Genomic DNA, 18817 nt, shown 5'->3' with positions numbered 1-18817 from the left:
TAAAGCCTAATATGCTTACAAATTTTGAAAACGGGCTAAAGCCCGTTCCTATTGATACTTTAGAAATCGAGACAGCTCGAGCAATTAGCTAGAATCAAAATGCCAATAGCCTTTAAAGTGTCTGTGGCTTTTTATCCGCTTCCATATTTTTGAAAATTGCGTCAAACATATCGAAGAAATACATTAAGCTGTTTTCCGAAGAATTCTTAATGTTATAATCCATCTCTGTCTGAATGCTTTCCCCTTTCACTTCAGTTTTAAAATACACTTCACCCACATTTTTTCTTATCAAATTCAACGTTTTTTTCTCAGAAACGGTTTTAAATTCCTGCTCCAGACCAACCAATAGTTTCTGAATATCCAATCTTCCTGACAAAGGATATTTCGCGGAATCTTTCATCCATTTTGTTGAATTCGATGACTGATTTTTTGAAGTCAGATTCTCTGTAGAACTTGTCAGATAAACAATCCCGTCTTTTACTGTAAAATATAATTGATCAAGATATCCGTTGCTTTTACCTTCTTTGAAAGTGTAGACATCTCCGTTTTTTGTAAACTTTTTAGCAAAATCTTTATTGGTCGTCAAAACGTCAAAAACACGTTTCCAATAGCCCTCATTTTCTGTTGCAAAAGCAAATGTAAAGTCAGGAACCATCACGTCTTTGGTCTTTTTCACCTCCTTTTCGTTATAATCATCATCGTAATCGTAGTCGGTGTAATCTACTTTTTTAGATTTCAGTTCATTCAAAACAAAAATACCGTTTCCTGGTGCAATTTTAGCAATAGCTTCTTCATCCAGAACGATTTTCATGGTTTCCATCATCAACTGTAGTTCTTTCTGATATTCCTTCTCTCCGGCGTCTTGGAAAAAGCTGTACATCATATCAAAAGTTTTGTATCCATTGACGTTTATTGCATAATATCCTACACTTTTATCGCTAATTAAAGCGGTCAGTTTTTTGTTTTTCTTGCCTCTGTAAACATCAGAAATACTTTTCTGAATGTCTGAATTTCTATGCTGAAGATTGTTGACCAACCTTACTTTATCTTTGTCGAAATAAAGATTGTATGCAGAATTTGAATTGTACATTTTCTCAAGAAACTTTGTATACCCAACACCTCTGAACATCTTTCCGTATATCCCTTCGTTCATGATTTTTCCGTAATCTGTGTACACAAAAACATCAGAATTAGCATCTCTGAAGTTCAACATTTCCTTCGGAACATCAAGCTCGTAATTTGAACTGAAATATCTATCAAAATTATTTTCTGCAAATTTCTTAACGATTTTAAATTTTTCCGACTGCAGTGAATCCAATTCTTTTTGATAATCTGTATCTAAAGGATAAGCTTCTGCTTCTGCATAATCATCCTGAGAGGCAGGTGGCGCAATTTCATCATAATCTTTCTGATCATCTACCTTAGTTTCTACCTTTTCCGCAGGATATTTGTGATGTTTTTCTAGATATTTAATGTCTTTTTGATATTTCAGAATATCGGCATTGTTTGATTTGATGTTTTCTTTTAAATATTTGATCTCATCTTTCAAATACTGAATTTCTTCTTTATAATCGAAAGGCTTTTCTTCTTCTTCATAAACTGCCGCAGCACTGTCAACAACCGCAACGGCGCTATCAATAACAACAGTAGTGCTGTCTACTGCATTATAATCTGCCCAGGTATCTTTTGACGGTTTGTTATAATTGATCATCGTAAGATAGGCGCGATTTCCGTTCCAGGCTACGAATGTATTGTCGTCAATATCGATGTATGAATAGTTGCTTTTCTTAGAAACCTCCAGCCCTTTTTTCTTGGTTGAATTAATGAATTCCTGAAACTTTTCCTGATTATCGATAATAAAATGCGCATTATAGCTTTGAACAGAATCATTAAAGGTTCCGTAATGATATTGGGTTGCGTCATATTTTATTCCTGTTTTAGAGTAGTCGTTCCATGACGGTTTTTTGTCTTTCCCTTTATCTTTGGTGATTTCCTGCAAAAATGGGTTGAATCTTTCCCAATCGATTTTTTTATTGAGCTGTTTGCCGTTGATTTCCATGTAAAATGCAGTATTCTGCGGAATTTTCATGCTGTTTTGTGCAAAAACAGCAACGAAACCTAAAAGCAAATAAGCTAAAGTCTGTGTTTTTAAAAATAGAGATTTCATATATAATTTGTGGAATTATTGGAATAAAATAGTGTTTTGAATCTGCTTTTTCTGAAGGATAAAATCTAAAATATTGCCCTCAAGCTTCATCGCTTTTTTGTTGGGTGAAAGTTGGTAGGCGTTATTAGACTGAGATTTCACCGTATTTTCAAACTGCAGAACAGAAGTGTATTTAGCATTATTAAAAACTTCTTTGTCGGCAGCGCTCAGTTTATCGTAATCACTTTTGAAGGTGTTGATTTTGTTTCTGGTAAAAGATTTTTTTTGTGGATTGTGATTATAAATATTGGTCGGAATCATTTTGCCTAAAATATTCTTGGCTTTAAGTTGTTCTAAACCTGCGTTGACATTTTCAATTTTCTTGAAATTACAGCTCAGTTTAATGATGTAATTATCAAAATCCATCGAAGTTTTCACGTTGGAAATTCCCGGAACGGTTTTAAAAATTCTCGCCGCTTCATTGATTTTAGCTTCAATTTCAGATTTTTTCGGAACTTTTTTGCCATTGATCGTTTCCATTTTTGAGATGGATGCCAATCGGGTTTTGCTTTTACTGGCATTAAGGATAAGAGAGTACTCACCGCTTCCGTCAGCTTTCACATTGACTTTATCTAAAATATCAAAACAGCTTGTCAGCAATAAAATTGGAAGCAAAAACAGCAACCGTTTGAGGAAAATTTTCATGATTTAGTTTATTTTAAATTCTGCCTTTCAAATAATCTTGCCTTACCTCTTCATCCAATTTTTCAATTGCATATCTGAGGCAGGTTCTTGGCATTTCTTTGTAATATTTGTTTAGATAATCGATTAGCACAGCTTCATTTTTATTTCCCATTTCTCTCAAAAGCCATCCGTTTGCTTTGTGCATCAAGTCGTGTGGATGATGTAAATTTTGGGTTACAAATTCTTTAGTTAATTCAAAAGAACCCTTTTTCACATAATACATCGTTCCTACAACCGCAATTCTTTTATGCCACATTTGATCAGATTTTGAAAGCTCTCTTAATAAGTTTTCTTTCTGATTTTCAAAAGCATACCGACCTAAAATCTTATAACAACTCGTATCCACCAGATCCCAATTGTTGATATGCTGAAGATGATTTAAATAAAATTTAATAACCTCGTCTTTTACAGCTTGGTCTTTTGTTTTTTCAAATTTAGAAATCAGCATCAGCAGAGCCGTCAATCTGTGTTCGTGATAAGGTGAAGAAAGCAATTCGCTTAATTCTTTTAAATTAATTTTTGAATAAAATTCTTTGGCGACAGACCTTTGATCAGGAACTGTTACACCTAAAAATAAATCTCCTTCACCATATTCTCCTTTTCCTGTCTTAAAAAACTTAGGAAAAAAAGCCGCTTTCTCCGGAATGGATAAAACAGCTAGTGATTCTTTGATTTCTTTAAGTATTTTACTCATTGATTAACAGCTAATTAACGACCTTCTTCTAAAGCAATACTTTCCAACTCTTTTTCTTCATCAGCAATCCTTTTTGGATTGGCAACTTTTGCAATCGTAAGTCCTTGAACAATAATAGAAAATACAACCACACAATAAGTAATACTTAAAATAGCATTACTGTATTCGTTTTTCGGGATAGACATAGCCAAAGCAATGGAAACACCACCACGGATTCCTCCCCAAAAAAGAACTTTTATGGTTTGAGGACTAAACCTCGTTCTGAATGACATGAATTTTGTAGGTCCCCAAATCGAAATAAATCTTGCAATCAAAACCACAGCAATCGCCAGTAATCCCGGAATGACGTAATGGTTTAAATCTTTAATCATCAATAATTCGAAACCGATAAAAAGAAATAAGACAGCATTGAGAATTTCATCAATAAGTTCCCAAAATTTAATCAGATAATCCTGAGTGACCGATTTCATTTTAAATTTAACATTGAAATTACCCATGAATAATCCTGCCGCAACCATCGTCAACGGACCAGAAACGTGCATCTGTCTTGCTACGAGATAACCGCCCATTACAACAGCCAATGTCACCAAAACTGAAATTATATAATCATCCACTTCACGCATCAATCTTGAAGTTATCCAACCCAAAAGAACACCCAAAAGCAATCCTCCGCCGGCTTCTTTCATCAATAATATCATAATATTTTCTACGCCCAAATCAACTTCTCTCCCAATTGCAAGCTGTAATACCACTGTGAAAACCACAACCGCCATACCGTCGTTGAACAATGATTCTCCTGCAATTTTTGTTTCTAATGATTTAGAAATATTAGCCTGTTTTAAAACACTTAAAACCGCAACCGGATCTGTAGGAGAAATCAATGCTCCAAAAACCAAACAGTAAATAAAAGGAATCTTTAAACCAACTAAAGGCAACAAATAGAACATTCCAAAACCTACGATAAAGGTGGAAATGATGACACCTGCCGTAGAAAATATGAGGACGGGACGGAACTGTTCCTTTAAATCATTAATATTAATATGAATTCCTCCTGCGAAAAGAAGGAAATTCAGCATTGCTCCCATTAGAACTTCGGTGAAGTCTATACTGTTCATCAAACTACTCAAATGTCCGAATGTTTTTGGAAAAGAATTTTCACCAAATAAAACCAGAATGATAGATATCACGATGGCAATGACCATAATCCCGATGGTGCTAGGAAGTTTTAAAAATCTGTAGTTGATATATGCAAAAATAGATGCTAATACGATGAGCGCTGAAAATGAATAATATAATTCCAATGAATTTTTTTTAAAAAATTAAGTCTAAATAAAGTACCTTGATATAAATTTTGATGTCTCCTTTTTCCCAAACGTCAACCACGCCATCTTGCAAAGTTTTAGAACCTCTTGTGTAATCCTGACCAATATTCATCACATTGAGGAAGATATATTCGTCCCCCACACTGTTCACTTTAAATGCGGTTTTCTCAGATTTTCCGTCTCCGGAACTTTTGATAGCATCGGTAAGAAGCCTTAACTGGGAAATATGATGCGAAAAATTGCTTACATCTTTCTTCTGGTCATAAGAACGAAGCAGAATGAGAATGATATCGAGATTGGTAGGATCTTTTGCATAAAGAATTTTCCCAAGCCTGATGCATTCTTCAAAATTACCGCTTTTAAAAGCTTCCGCTAAACCTTTGAACTCGTCTCCCATCTGGGAAACTTTATCTTTTCTGAAATTTCTGCCGTAATATAAATGCTGTGCTTCTATACTGTCGAGAGATTTCGGAAGACCTTTAAATTTAAAAATAAGCCTTTCGTAATTATAAGGCGACTTTGAATTATTGAGATTCTTCTCAATAATTTTCATATCGAGTTTTGTCTTTTGGCTAAACCCAAAAAACGGAAGAACAAGGAGAAAGAATATGATTCTGTAATTCATTAATCTTCTTTTTCTGATGCTTCGTCTTCGTCGTTATCAAAATATTCGAAAAGGAAATCGTTGTATGGGAATCTTGAAATATGAATTTTCATCACCTCATCATAGATTAGTCTTTTCATTTCCGGGAAATTTTCTTTCGTCAAAGCGGAAATAAAAACTGCAGGATGCTTAGATTTATTCATCCACGTTCTTTTCCATTCTTCCAAAGAAACATTTTTGTTTGAACCCGGTGTAAGATCGTCCTCGTCTTTTTTCTCATAACTGAAATCATCAATTTTGTTGAAAACCATGATCATTGGTTTCTGATGTGCATTGATTTCCATTAAAATCTGATTCACAGATTCTATATGATCTTCAAAACTTTCGTGAGAAATATCAACCACATGAATCAACAAGTCAGCTTCTCTTACCTCATCCAAAGTAGATTTAAACGATTCTACCAATTGAGTCGGTAATTTTCTGATGAAACCTACGGTATCTGTCAAAAGGAAAGGTAAATTTCCGATAACCACTTTTCTTACCGTAGTATCAAGCGTTGCAAAAAGTTTATTTTCAGCAAAAACATCAGATTTAGAAATCGCATTCATCAAAGTAGATTTTCCGACGTTGGTATAACCCACTAAAGCTGCACGAACCACTTTCCCTCTGTTGTTACGCTGAGTTGCCATTTGTTTGTCAATGACTTTCAGTTTATCTTTTAATAATGATATTCTGTCACGAATGATCCTTCTATCGGTTTCAATCTCTGTTTCACCGGGACCACGCATCCCGATCCCCCCTTTTTGTTTATCTAAGTGAGACCACATTTTGCTTAATCTAGGTAGCAAATATTGGTATTGCGCCAATTCAACCTGAGTTCTTGCATAAGAAGTCTGGGCTCTCTGTGCAAAAATATCAAGGATAAGATTGGTTCTGTCGAGGATTTTTACTTCAATTTCTTTTTCAAGATTTTTAAGCTGAGAAGGTGACAATTCATCATCAAAAATGATGGTTCCTATCTCGTTTTCTTTTACATATTCTTTTATTTCCTGAGCTTTTCCGCTTCCTACAAAAGTTTTGGGATCTGGCTGAGTTAAATTCTGAGTAAAGCGTCTGTCTATCGTAGCGCCTGCCGTTAGAGCCAAAAACTCCAGCTCATCCATATATTCCTGTAACTTATCAGCATCTTGATTCTGTGTGACAACGCCCACCAAAACTGCCTTTTCGTAATTATGTTGTTTCTTTTCTAACATTAAATTCTGTATAATTTATAAGATTTACAAGATAACATTTTTAATTAATAAATGCAAACTAAGTATTTAAACACGGTGTTTTTCCCTTTTAAATTTTAGTTCTTTTCCTCTGGTTTACAGATATCACCTGCACCTACCTTTACACCGTAAAAAATTCAAATACAGACAATAACCTCAAACAAATTATTAATCTGAAAATTTTATATTAACATGAAAAGAACTTCTATTTATGGCTTCTTTTTGATTCTCTGTACAACATTACCATTCAATGCGCAAAAGGCAATTCTCGCAACAGGATCAAATGCAACCGGGAGCAACGGCTCAGCTTCTTACAGTGTCGGACAGATTGATTATTCCAATAAGGGAACTAATAATCAAATCATGGAAGGCGTACAGCAAGCGTACGAAATTACAACTCTTTCTACTACAGAAACTGTCGGCACAGACCAGAAAGAAATTCTATTATACCCAAATCCTTTTAAAGATTTTATTTTCCTGGATTTCGCTACAAATGACTACCGAAATTCTGATTATGAATTATTCGATTCTTCAGGAAAACTTGTGAAAAAAGACAAAATAAAAGAATCAAAATCAGAATTTAATTTTTCAGACATTCCTTCTGCGATGTACATTATCAGAATCAATCAGAATGGGAAAAACATTAAAACATTCAAAATCATTAAAAAATAACCACCATGAAAAGAATTTTACTAACAGTCGGAATTTTACTAGGCTGTCATTTAGTTTCAGCCCAAGCTCCGGAAAAAATGAGTTATCAGGCCGTAATGAGAAACACAACAGGACAATTATTGACCAATCAAAACATCGGAGTAAAAGTTAGCGTTTTGCAAGGCTCCCCAGCAGGAACAGTTGTCTACTCTGAAAGATTAACTGGAACAACAAACGTTAATGGACTTATAAGTCTGGAAATCGGAACAGGAACTGTACTTTCGGGAACTTTTGCCGGAATCAACTGGCCGTCTGGTAATTATTATTTAAAAACAGAAACAGACCCTACAGGCGGAACATCTTATACAATTACAGGAACAAGTCAGTTATTAAGCGTGCCTTACGCAATGTATGCAAAAACGTCAGGAAGCTCAGGAGGAAGTTTTGCGATACCTTTCGCAGCAACAGCCAATAATGCGGCCAACTTATTTGCAATTACCAACGACGGTGACGGAACTTCAATTGATGGAACCAGCAACAGCGTGACATCAAGTATAGCCGCCGTGAGAGGAACTATAAATAATGTAGCACCAGGAGGATTTTCATCTGCCGTTCGAGGAATCAATAATGGAACAGGAGGTTTAGGAATTGGTGTTTGGGGCTCACAGGCAGGAAGCGGATGGGGAGTTTACGGCAATACTCCTGGTGGAATAGGAGTTTATGGAAATGCTTCAGGCTCTGGATATGGTGTCTATGCTAACAGCAACACAGGAACAGGTCTTAACGCAACCAGTACTACAGGACCAGCTGCCAATCTTTCAATTACAAACAATGCCAACAACAGTACAGTGCTTACTGCAAACACTTCAGGAAGCGGAACAGTAATTGACGTTACAACATCAGGATCCGGAGTTGGTGTAAAAAGTACTACAGGAAACGGTTTTGCCATTCATGGGATTACAAGCCAACAAAGTTCTGCAGGAGTAATTGCAGACAATAACGGAAGCGGAGAAGCCGTAGTCGGGAGAAACACCAGTGATATTGCAGGAGCTGTAGTAGGAAGAAATGACGGCGGAGCCTATGGCGTTCATGGTTTTATTGCCAACAACACTACAGGAACAGGAATTGGTGTTTATGGAAGAGTTGGTGTAAGCGGAAGTACAGGGAGAGCTGGAAGATTCCAAAATTTTAATACAGCAAACGACAAAAATACTCTTGAAGTTGAATCTAACAGCACAGGAAACATTCCTGATAATACTTTAGGAAATGTTTCATCTTTTCTTGCCAGTAACACAAACAGTGTAAGTGCAGCAGTACGTGGCGAAGTAAAAACCATCTTCGGAAACTTTGGAGCAGCAGGTATTTTTGGAGTATCATCTGGAACAGGAGGTTTTGGCGGATTATTTTATTCTTCAAACATCAACGGAAATGGTCGTGCTTTAGTTGCCTTAAATGATGGAAATGGCGACGCAATCGTTGCAAACGTGGGTAAAGACGGCGACGCAATCGAAGCAAATGTTGACGGAACCGGACGTGCAATTTACGGTTGGGTTCCTACGTTCAGTACGGGTAAAGCGGCAGAATTTAAAAATTTTAATACTGCGAATACTTCAACAGCACTTAGTGCTACAACAGTGGGAAATGGTATCGCAGGAGATTTCTTCGTAGATAATACAAACGGAACTTCTCCGGCAGTGAAAGGAAAAGTAAATTCTCAGTTCGCCAACTTCGGAACAGCAGGGGTTTATGGTGAATCTGCAGGAACAGGTGGTTTCGCAGGTTTATTTTATGCAAGTAACGCTTCTGGAAACGGACCCGCACTAATTGCTCTTGCCAACGGAAACGGAAACGGTATCACAGCGAATGCCAAAAATTCCGGTGACGGTGTAGAAGCAACAGTAGACGGTACCGGTTCGGCTATTTATGGATGGGTTCCGAATTTTGGAACAGGTAGAGCCGGATATTTCAGAAACTTCAATACAGCAAACTCTCAGGCAGTTTTATCTGTTACCAATGCAGGAACAGGAACAGGAGTTTTTGTGAATCACACCGGAGCATCCGGAAACATTGCCGTTCTCCAAAGCGCAGGTGCAAATGTTGCCAGAATAAACAAAACTGGCACAGCTTTCTTTAATGGAGGAACTCAAAACAGTGGTGCAGATTTAGCAGAAGCATTCGATGTAGAAGGAAATACTTCAGATTATGAGCCAGGAGATATTCTTGTAATTTCAACAGACACAGACAGAACTGTAGAAAAATCTTCAAAACCATATTCCACTTTGGTTGCTGGAGTATATGCTACAAAACCTGGTGTTCTTTTAACAGAAGAAAATATTGATTCTGAACTGATCGGCAAAGTTCCGATGGGGGTTGTAGGGGTAATTCCTACTAAAGTTTGCCTTGAAGGAGGAAAAATAAAAAGAGGTGATCTTTTGGTAACCTCATCAAAATCCGGAGTTGCCATGAAAGCCAATCCTAAAAAAGTAAGAATAGGACAGGTCATCGGAAAAGCACTTCAGGACTATGCCCAAAACTCAATCGGAAAAATAAAAGTATTAGTTAACATCAAATAAAACGACCATGAAATCATTATATATCATTCCATTTTTACTGCTGAGCGTAACTTTTTATGCACAAGAAAATAAATCCTTAGAACCTCAGGATCAGGAAAAAGTTCTAAAAGATGCAAAAGCATTTGAGCAGAAAATGCAAAAAGAAAGCGAGCTTACTTCTCCTAAAAAAGACAAGCAAACGACTTTAGCTTCAGAACAAGGTCTTGAAGTAAAAGAACAAAGCGAAAAAGTTCAAAGCCAAAACAATAATCAAGGGAAATTATTACCCAATACTGCAAGTTTTGAAGAGATTTTAGCATCAATCCCGGGTAGACAAGATACCCACAAGGCAAAAGTTTCTACAAATAATTCTAAAGTTCAGGGGTTACAAAACACCTCAACTTTAGAAGAAATCAAAAAAACGATTCCAAAAAACTAAACTAATAACTATTGATACCAAAAGAAGTCCGCATTCATGTGGGCTTCTTTATTTTTATCTAAAATTTAATCCCAATCTGCTGCGATAAATTTCATCTCATTGCCGTTTTTATCAGAAAGCGTTAATCGATGTCCTTCAATTTTATAATGGGCCATTTTTCCGAATTTCTTCAGAAAAGCATTTTCAAGATTCATATTTTGACAAGCCATTTCGGTACTGCCAAGATTTGAGATTTTCAGCTTTCCATTATTTTTAAATTCAGTTGTGAAAAATATTTTATTGCAACCCATTGTGGCACTTCCCTTCACTTCAGTATTTATTTTTTCACCTGTTAAATTAATTCCAGCCTTATTTTCAATCAACTCCTGTTTGGGAAACTGATCGAATGCAACCAACATCCATTCTCTTTGGTAATGGGAATTATTTGACTTCGCAGCTGAGCAATTTAAGACTAAACTGAAAAGAAAAAGGGCAAAAAGAACTAACAAAATGTTTTTCATACCACCCTCGAACCCATTTTCGTACCAATTACGGATAGGTTATCGTAAAAATTAGTAAATTAGCCCCAAATAAATTATTTTATAAAATGAAAAGAATATTTTTACTATTCACTTTCTTACTTGGTTTTGTTCAAATGAGAGCAGACGAAGGGATGTGGCTGTTGATGCTCATCAAAAGACTAAACGGTGTTGATATGCAGAAAGAAGGTCTGCACCTTACTCCTGAAGAGATTTATTCTGTGAACAATTCGAGCCTTAAAGATGCTATCGTAAGCTTTGGTGGGTTTTGTACAGGAGAAATTGTTTCAGACAAAGGTCTAATTTTTACTAATCACCACTGTGGTTACGGGGCAGTTGCAGCAGCTTCTACTCCATCAAAAGATTATCTGAAGAATGGTTTCTGGGCAATGAACCAGAAAGACGAGTTCAACTCTAAAGATCTTTATGTAAGATTTTTGGTAAGAATGGATGATGCTACACAGAGAATCAATTCTAAATTGAATAACGGCATGACTGCAGCTGAAAGAAAGGCTGTAATTGATGCTGAAACAAAAGCAATTCAGACAGAAAATTCTGAAAACGGAAAATACACTGTTGTCGTAAGAGATTTCTTCAACGGAAACGAATTTTATTTCTTCGTTTATCAGGATTATAAAGATATCAGATTAGTAGGTGCACCGCCATCTGCAATCGGAAAATATGGTGGAGATACAGACAACTGGGAATGGCCAAGACACACAGGAGATTTTACAGTTTTCAGAGTGTATGCTGATGCTGCAGGAAATCCTTCAGAATTTAAACCAACCAACGTTCCTTTGAAGCCTAAGCATTTTTTACCGGTTTCTCTTAAAGGAATTAAGCCTGGAGATTTCTCAATGATCCTAGGTTACCCGGGAAGAACAAACCGTTATTTGACTTCTTACGGAATCAATCAAATGGTATCTAAAGACTATCCAGCTTGGGTAGAAACTTCAAAATTGGCAATGGATGTCATGAAGAAGTACATGGATAAAGATAAAACAACTCAGTTGGGTTATGCTTCTCAGTATGCTTCTGTAGCCAACTATTGGAAAAACAGACAAGGAACCATCGATGCCGTTATCAAAAACGGAACTATTTCTGACAAACAGAACATCGAAAAAACCTTCAGAGAATGGTCTGTACAGCCAGGTAATGAAATGTACGATGGCGTTTTAGACCAAATTGCTACTTACTATAAGCAAGTTACTGACAGAAACGTAGAAAGAAATTACGCTTCTCTTTTAACAAGAAATGCTAAATATATTGCTCTTGCTTACCAAATGGCACCTACTTTAGATGCTTACGCAAAACAAGATATGGCTGGAAGACTGGCTATGAAACCTAAGGTTGAAGCAGCTATTAAAGATGCTTATGACAACATCAATACTGAGTTGGAAGGCGAAATGCTAAACTCATTGGTCAACCTTTACAAAACAAAAGTAAAAGCTGATGTTGCATCGCCGACGATTATGGCTTTAGATGCTAACACATTGTCGAATGTTGCATTCTCTTCAATATTTGCCAACAAAACGTCTGTAACGAATTTTGTTTTGAACCCGGATCGTTTGAAATTAGATGCAGATCCTCTTTTGAAAATTGCAAAAGGTATCGCTGATGACCAAAGGATTTCTGGTGAAAGATTTGTAAAAGTTGATGACAATTTTGCTAAAAACAACCGTCTATTCTTAGCTGGTTTGATGAAAGCAATGCCTGAGAAAAAATTCTATCCGGATGCTAACTCTACCATGAGATTAACCTACGGAACGATTGATACATTACCAATCAGAGACGACAGAAACTATTTCGGAGTTACTGATAACTACTATACAACAATGGAAGGTTTAGTAGGTAAATACAAAGCTGGTGACGAAGAATTTGATCTTCCACAGAGAGTGATTGCACTTCAAAATGCTAAAGATTACGGTCAATATGCTGATAAAGCAGGTTACCTTCCGGTAAACTTCTTGTCAAACAATGATATTACAGGGGGTAACTCTGGTTCTCCGGTAATTGATGGTGACGGAAACCTTATCGGTATCGCATTCGACGGAAACAGCGAAGCACTAAGTGGTGACATTGTTTTTGAAGACAAATGGCAGAAAACAATCAGTGTAGACATCCGTTTTGTTCTTTGGACAATCGACAAATATGCTGGTGCAAGAAGAATTGTAGATGAGTTGAAATTGGTAAGAGATGAAAATACTCCAGCTGATACTGGTGCATCTAAAATCAAGAATGTTCCTGCAAAAAAGAAAAAGAAATAGTTTTTTCTAAATGATATTTAAAAGCCGTGGAATTTATTTCACGGCTTTTTTTATTATAAAATGCCCCTGAATTATAATTCAGGGGCATAATTACAATGATTTTTTTTGTCCTAGTATAGCTTTATATGTTATTGTTTAATAATTTTAACAACAGCTTCAGAATCATTAACTCTGACTAAATAAGCTCCAGAAACTAAAGAAGAAACATTAGTCTGCTTATTTTCAAACTTACCTGTTTTCACAAGCTGTCCTGACATATTATAAATTTGATAGTAATAGTCTTTATCGCTATTTGCACCGATAAATAATGTATTATTTACAGGATTTGGGGAAAAAAAGTTTTATCATTCTTCACTTTTTGTTCAATTCTATTTTGGCAAAAACATTGATTGCTTGTTTGCCAGAAGCATCGGGAATCAATCAATTTTTAATCTGTACGATACGTATTTTGATTAACAATTGTTTTGGAATAGCAAAAAATAATCCGCCTCAATAATCAATTGAGACGGATTAAAATCATTGTAAAAAATTAGTTTTTAATAATTTTTTTGGTAGTGGTTTTTTTTTCAGATATATCTATCAATTTAATAATATACACACCTTGCAGAAGATGGGAAAGATTCACTTTTTTATTGATAAACTTACCCGAGCCAATTAAAGCCCCCCTCATATCATAAAGTAAATAGCTAATTTCTTTATTGGCTGTAATATGTAATTCATCTTTAAAAGGGATTGGGAAAAGTTTTTCTTCTGATTCTACAGTTGGTCCTGCAACTTCTCTTAATAGCTCTGTATTTGGTGAATGTTGTTTTGCAATAACCGTACTTGCTGTAGGATCTATTTTTACGCAACGCACGTTCATGGCAATATATGGATCGTTTGCTACTTTTGTCTGTAATTGCAAGGTTCTATTCATAAACAAAGCATTAGCCCCACCTAGGTATGTTTCATTTAAACTAGAAGTCCAAAGCCCAGCATAACCATATGCTAATGCAAAGTTGCCCAAATCTGTTTCAAAAGCACCTCTAATACCAGTATAAGGTATATTTCCAATTTTAAAATCTTCTGACGGAACACCAAAGGAAATTCCATACCTTATATAATTTCCATTAATAGGAATGGCATCTTTTATAGCAACTCCTGGATAAGGTCCACCATTTTGTTTTATACTTTGTTTATTAGATTCAAAAATGCCATAGCTATAATACTTATAGATACTCTCAGAGCCTGTATTATAACCACCAAAATACCATGGAGAGTCTCCTTTGATTCCATTTCCATCATATCGTGCATTAGGAACTCCGCTATCAGGCACTCTCCATCCGCAAGGGCACGGATCGAAAGGAGATTTAGAATCGGCATGTCCCCATCTGTTTGGCATCGCATTGGGTTCATCTAAAAGCCAATCCTGAAATACCCCAGCGTTTTTTATATTTTGATGAAAAAAAGTAAAGGGCTTTTCTATTGATTTTCTAAGATGGTTTCGAATCTTTGTTTGTTTAGTATCAGAAGGGGAATCATATGTTGTGATACCAGCACTTGCATCATTATACAACTTTGCATACGTACTTTTATAAGAGTTTCCAGTAACGGGTGTTGTATTAAAAGACGAAGCAGATAAATTACCTTGAGCATCTGGCCCCAAAGATGATATATAAACATTCTGAGCAACGCCAGGAGATACATTTATATTTCCAATATTATAGCCTGGCGATACAAAGGTAGGAATCGGGTCTTTTCGCCCCCATTGGTATTGTAACCCTCCAGAATTTTTCACAAGTTCTAATTCTGAAGATGATGGAAAATAATTACCATTACTATCTGGTGTAGGAGTTGGCAAAGCATCAATAGCTCCTAGATTTCTATCCATAAAGATATTGGTTTGTGCTCTTCCCCCAGAATTGGTAAAGCCAACATAATTTATTACATCCCCTTGTAGTATGCCATCTGTTTCTAATATATCATCTTTTTCGGTTTTGTAAGTGATTGCATTAGCAGTAGGATCACTGTTAGAAACCCAAACATGCCAACTCCACAAAACAGGATTATTGATGCTACCATTATGTAAAGAGATAATGGCATTTCCAGATTTTCCTCCACCTACTGTCACATTAATCATAGTATTATCAAGATCTGCAACACTCAATGGTTGGTTGCTTAATTTAACATTGGTGATTAAGCCTGGATCTGTTGTCCAGTACACATTCACTTTTAAATTATCAAATGCTGGTAATTGATGATCCGACAAGTAATTATTATATACAGCAAAGGCTTTATTAATAGGAATACCATCAACAAAATTATTCGGAGATATTTCTGTTTTTACAATTTGCTCTGATGTAGATTTCACTAATACATAAGAGTTGGGATTTGATAATCCGTTAGAATAAATACCTGGTGTGCTGGGAGAGATAGGGAGATATTCTGTAGGGAAATCAAAAGACGAAGAAGTTGAAGGATTAATTGTATTATCCGCATAGGGATCCTGCATGCATCTACAAGCATTCATAGCTTGTGATTCGTTAACTTCACTTGTAGTAAAATTAATACTATAATTACCTATCATATTAGAATAGTTGGCAGCATCTGGACGTGCTGGGTTTCCAGGATCTGGGGTAAACACCATTTGATTTGGCATGAAATTCATATTACCTGTGCTGCCACTATCATTGCCTATTGTGGCTGTCCATAGAAAAGTTTGATGTGTATCTGAAAAATAAGGTATAAATCCAACAGTACCTCTTACTCCGTATCTCCCGGTTCCCACCATAAAACCCATATTAGAAGAACCTCCATCGTTAGGATTACCAATATTTGATAAATCAAAGCCAATATGCGGATATGCTTTAATACCATTATATATTTTATCATTACCTCCATTCAGAGTCGAAAGTCCTTTTGGTTTAAAATTAATAGCTTTAATGGCGCCAGCAGTCAGTATTGTACTACCAGTGGCCGTAATATTCTGCCCAAAAGGATAAAAGTTGATAGGTAAAACTGTTCTACTGGAAAGTACAGACGGGATTCTCCATTTATTAGGACATGGATCAAAGGAAGACTTTGGAAGATAGCCTTTAACACGAGAATATAAATCACCATTTGGATCATATTCTCCTTTTGAGTTATCAGACCATAGATTATCGTACGAATTGCCTGCAAACCAAGTTTTTATACTACTACTTCCATTATAGATAGGCTTCAATGGATTGTTAACAGATTGGCTGATATTATTTTTAACTCCAGCAACCGTAGGGATAAAATATCCTGCTCCATTAGCATACTCGAAAATTTTTAAACTGGTAGGAGAAGTCTTATTTTGTTTGTAACTAGCATCTTTTGATCTTACTACGCCCACCTCTCCTATTACGTCATAAAAGGTTCCATCTTTATAAACCAGCGGTGGCATCGGATCTTTTCTGCCCCATTGGTACATTAAACCTCCTGATTTATTACCTTTAAGACTTGGGGTATAAACTCCGTTTTTTAAAACAAAACCAGTATCGGTTGCACCCATATTTCTATCCATATATTTAGGGGTAAATATTTTACTAGTCGTAGCATTATAATAATTATTTACGCTGTCCCCATTAATGAACTCTAATCCTCTACCAGCAGAATGACCAAAAGAAGGGCCATTACTTGGGTCGTCTGTTACCCAGACATGCCCACTCCAAACAATAGGATCGGTGGTGTTACCATTTGACCCCATGTGCAAAGCCACTACAGCATTACCATAGCCTTTAGATTTATCAATTGGGACTTGTATTTTTGTTTCCTCGTTATTGTTGGCATCCGATAAAACCAAAGAATAATTTGCACCAGTACTTTTTATCAATCCTGGTACATCTTGCCAATACACAGTGGCTGACATTATCCCGCTAAGCGTTTGGTTATTAAGCTTGGAATTATTTTTCCACATGACAAAAGCCTTTTTTACGGGAATATAAAGACCGTCTACCTCAGTATTATTTTGGTCTTTCCCTGTAAAAATATAAGAGTTAGGTGCTAAAGTCCAATCTCTGCAGTCTACGGAATTAATAACTGCTGATGCAGAAGATGTACAACCATTTGTATTCTTTACCATAATGGTATAAGTCCCAGTTGCAAGACCCGCTTTAACATTAGAAGCCTGGTAAGTCACTCCTCCATCAAAACTGTACTCTACTTCTGAAGCAGGAGAAGTTATGGTAATGCTGCCTGTATTGACAGGGCATGCGGGTTGTGCAATGGTAAATACAGGTGTATTTAGAACAGCAGGAGCTTGATTTATAGTAACACTTGTTGCATCTGAAACAGCACCCTGTATACTTTTCACTCTCACCAAATAAGTTCCCGAAATAAGACCTGAAACAGAATTAGTTGATTGGAAAGTTACTCCATTATCAAAACTGTAAGTTACTCCTGTAATTGGAGAAGTAACGGTGATAGAACCAGTAGAAAGATTACAAGTGGGCTGTGTGACAGCAGCTATTGGAGCATTAAGCTGAGTTGTCTGGATATAACTATTTATCTTTAGTGAAGATAATAATTCGCTACCGTAATCTGCTAAAAGCTCTGTGTAATGATTTCCTGCGGTAGAAAAGGTAACACTTGGGTTGTTTTGTGTAGACGTCAAAATATTTGAACCATCCTCAAAACCCCATAAAACAGAAGAAGGTGTTCCTTGCGAAAGATTAGTAAATTGAACCGCACTTCCCACATTAGTGGTAGTAGGAGTTGCATAGAACTCTGCAATAGGAGATATAATAATTGTATTCCCAAAATTAACATTTGCGTTTACATCTGTAGCCTCTGTTACCGAGCTATTATTATCATAAACCTTTACCTTCAAACGATAACTCCCCGGCTCAAGATGCAAGTCGCTCACTAAAGCATTTCCAGAATTGTACCAGCCTGTCCCAGTTGTTTGAGTAATTAGGGTTTCATTTTCTGTACCATCTGTATTTTCTTTCAATAAATATGTCCATCCTTTAACAAAGGATAAACTTCTTAAATTAAGTTTAGCGTCTAAAACATTTGCTGGAACAACAAATGTTTTACTTGTATAAGTGTAATATCCCGTTCCAATGTCGTTACCTGTAATCCAAACACTATTTTTAACACCAGTAATTATTTGGGCATAGCTCCATTGTCCATACGTACTTCTTGTGAAAGGTATAACAATAGTTCCATTAGGAAGTTCACATTTCCAGTCATAATCTGTAGTCCCAATTGCCATAAGAGTTCCGTCATCATTCCTTCCTGTACTAAGGTCAATAATATTGCCTTGGGTTACTTTAATTGTTCTAGTAGAAACTGAGCTTCCAGAAGCATTGCTTACCGTTAATTTTACAGTAAAAACTCCAGTTCCGGTGTATGAAACACTAGGATTAGGACTAGTAGACGTAGCAGGACTCCCACCAACAAATTCCCAATTAAAAGAAGTCGGATTTCCCGTACTTTCGCTTGAGAAATTTACCGTATTTGATCCAGAAACGGCAGCGGCAAATTTCGATAACGGACTTTGCGCATTGACAAGCATTGCACAAAATAAAATAAAAAGTAAAGTGATTTTTTTCATCTGTAAAAAGATATAAGTAATCTCCTACTCTATTGAAGGCTTTTCGGAT

12 protein-coding genes and 1 pseudogene are annotated in these 18817 nt (G+C 36.2%); 4 read left to right on the top strand and 9 right to left on the bottom strand.

The genetic code is table 11. The features are described 5' to 3' along the window. Positions 1-112: 112 nt before the first annotated feature. From LNP04_RS11845 to hflX, 6 genes are read right to left on the bottom strand one after another with little or no spacing between them, the layout of a single operon-like run. Positions 113-2167, bottom strand: coding sequence for a hypothetical protein (locus tag LNP04_RS11845; protein ID WP_229983173.1), 2055 nt, complete (start codon positions 2165-2167; stop codon positions 113-115). Between the two features lie 15 nt (positions 2168-2182). Then, positions 2183-2851, bottom strand: a complete 669-nt coding sequence (locus LNP04_RS11840) for a hypothetical protein (RefSeq protein ID WP_229983172.1) — start codon at positions 2849-2851, stop codon at positions 2183-2185. 13 nt (positions 2852-2864) lie between these two features. Next, a complete protein-coding gene (locus LNP04_RS11835) occupies positions 2865-3584 on the bottom strand; it encodes a DNA alkylation repair protein (RefSeq protein WP_229983171.1) in 720 nt (239 codons plus the stop codon). A gap of 14 nt (positions 3585-3598) precedes the next feature. After that, a complete protein-coding gene (locus LNP04_RS11830; protein ID WP_229983170.1) occupies positions 3599-4885 on the bottom strand; it encodes a sodium:proton antiporter in 1287 nt (428 codons plus the stop codon). 10 nt (positions 4886-4895) lie between these two features. Then, positions 4896-5531, bottom strand: a complete 636-nt coding sequence (locus tag LNP04_RS11825; protein ID WP_229983169.1) for a DUF4919 domain-containing protein — start codon at positions 5529-5531, stop codon at positions 4896-4898. Then, the gene (gene hflX, locus LNP04_RS11820) at positions 5531-6763 is read right to left on the bottom strand and encodes a GTPase HflX (protein ID WP_229983168.1); all 1233 of its coding nucleotides are present in this window, start codon (positions 6761-6763) and stop codon (positions 5531-5533) included. Before hflX ends, LNP04_RS11825 begins: the two co-directional genes overlap by 1 nt. Before the next feature lie 210 nt (positions 6764-6973). On the opposite strand from hflX, the gene LNP04_RS11815 reads away from it, so the two are divergent. Genes LNP04_RS11815 through LNP04_RS11805 form a run of 3 tightly spaced genes read left to right on the top strand, consistent with a single transcriptional unit; the run spans position 6974 to position 10423 of the window. Continuing rightward, on the top strand, positions 6974-7453 hold the full coding sequence (locus LNP04_RS11815; RefSeq protein WP_229983167.1) for a T9SS type A sorting domain-containing protein: 480 nt from the start codon (positions 6974-6976) through the stop codon (positions 7451-7453). Positions 7454-7458: 5 nt separating this feature from the next. After that, positions 7459-10005, top strand: coding sequence for a collagen-like protein (locus tag LNP04_RS11810; protein WP_229983166.1), 2547 nt, complete (start codon positions 7459-7461; stop codon positions 10003-10005). 7 nt (positions 10006-10012) lie between these two features. Beyond that, positions 10013-10423 carry a hypothetical protein gene (locus tag LNP04_RS11805; protein WP_229983165.1) on the top strand — a complete coding sequence of 137 codons (411 nt, stop codon included), beginning with the start codon at positions 10013-10015 and terminating at the stop codon, positions 10421-10423. Between the two features lie 65 nt (positions 10424-10488). Here LNP04_RS11805 and LNP04_RS11800 read toward each other — a convergent pair whose 3' ends face one another. After that, positions 10489-10923, bottom strand: a complete 435-nt coding sequence (locus LNP04_RS11800; protein ID WP_229983164.1) for an META domain-containing protein — start codon at positions 10921-10923, stop codon at positions 10489-10491. 86 nt (positions 10924-11009) lie between these two features. Here LNP04_RS11800 and LNP04_RS11795 point away from each other — a divergent pair, with 86 nt between their 5' ends. Next, positions 11010-13208, top strand: coding sequence for a S46 family peptidase (locus LNP04_RS11795; protein WP_229983163.1), 2199 nt, complete (start codon positions 11010-11012; stop codon positions 13206-13208). Positions 13209-13336: 128 nt separating this feature from the next. On the opposite strand, the pseudogene LNP04_RS11790 reads toward LNP04_RS11795, so the two are convergent. Both LNP04_RS11790 and LNP04_RS11785 read right to left on the bottom strand, forming a co-directional pair. Beyond that, a pseudogene (locus LNP04_RS11790) lies at positions 13337-13528 on the bottom strand (T9SS type A sorting domain-containing protein); the annotation flags it as partial. Between the two features lie 209 nt (positions 13529-13737). Continuing rightward, positions 13738-18768 (bottom strand): PKD domain-containing protein, encoded by a 5031-nt coding sequence (locus LNP04_RS11785; RefSeq protein ID WP_229983162.1) that lies wholly within the window; start codon positions 18766-18768, stop codon positions 13738-13740. Between the last annotated feature and the right edge of the window lie 49 nt (positions 18769-18817).

Origin of the sequence: Chryseobacterium sp. C-71 (assembly GCF_020911865.1) — a bacterium.
Taxonomy (GTDB): Bacteria; Bacteroidota; Bacteroidia; order Flavobacteriales; family Weeksellaceae; genus Chryseobacterium.
The sequence above is the reverse complement of the archived record's forward strand: the minus strand, read 5'-3'. Positions and strand labels throughout refer to the sequence as shown.

Bases quoted from the DNA above. Each gene is read 5' to 3' on its own strand.
- LNP04_RS11845 (WP_229983173.1), bottom strand. From the start codon at position 2,167: ATGAAATCTCTATTTTTAAAAACACAGACTTTAGCTTATTTGCTTTTA.
- LNP04_RS11840 (WP_229983172.1), bottom strand. From the start codon at position 2,851: ATGAAAATTTTCCTCAAACGGTTGCTGTTTTTGCTTCCAATTTTATTG.
- LNP04_RS11835 (WP_229983171.1), bottom strand. From the start codon at position 3,584: ATGAGTAAAATACTTAAAGAAATCAAAGAATCACTAGCTGTTTTATCC.
- LNP04_RS11825 (WP_229983169.1), bottom strand. From the start codon at position 5,531: ATGAATTACAGAATCATATTCTTTCTCCTTGTTCTTCCGTTTTTTGGG.
- hflX (WP_229983168.1), bottom strand. From the start codon at position 6,763: ATGTTAGAAAAGAAACAACATAATTACGAAAAGGCAGTTTTGGTGGGC.
- LNP04_RS11815 (WP_229983167.1), top strand. From the start codon at position 6,974: ATGAAAAGAACTTCTATTTATGGCTTCTTTTTGATTCTCTGTACAACA.
- LNP04_RS11810 (WP_229983166.1), top strand. From the start codon at position 7,459: ATGAAAAGAATTTTACTAACAGTCGGAATTTTACTAGGCTGTCATTTA.
- LNP04_RS11805 (WP_229983165.1), top strand. From the start codon at position 10,013: ATGAAATCATTATATATCATTCCATTTTTACTGCTGAGCGTAACTTTT.
- LNP04_RS11800 (WP_229983164.1), bottom strand. From the start codon at position 10,923: ATGAAAAACATTTTGTTAGTTCTTTTTGCCCTTTTTCTTTTCAGTTTA.
- LNP04_RS11795 (WP_229983163.1), top strand. From the start codon at position 11,010: ATGAAAAGAATATTTTTACTATTCACTTTCTTACTTGGTTTTGTTCAA.
- LNP04_RS11785 (WP_229983162.1), bottom strand. From the start codon at position 18,768: ATGAAAAAAATCACTTTACTTTTTATTTTATTTTGTGCAATGCTTGTC.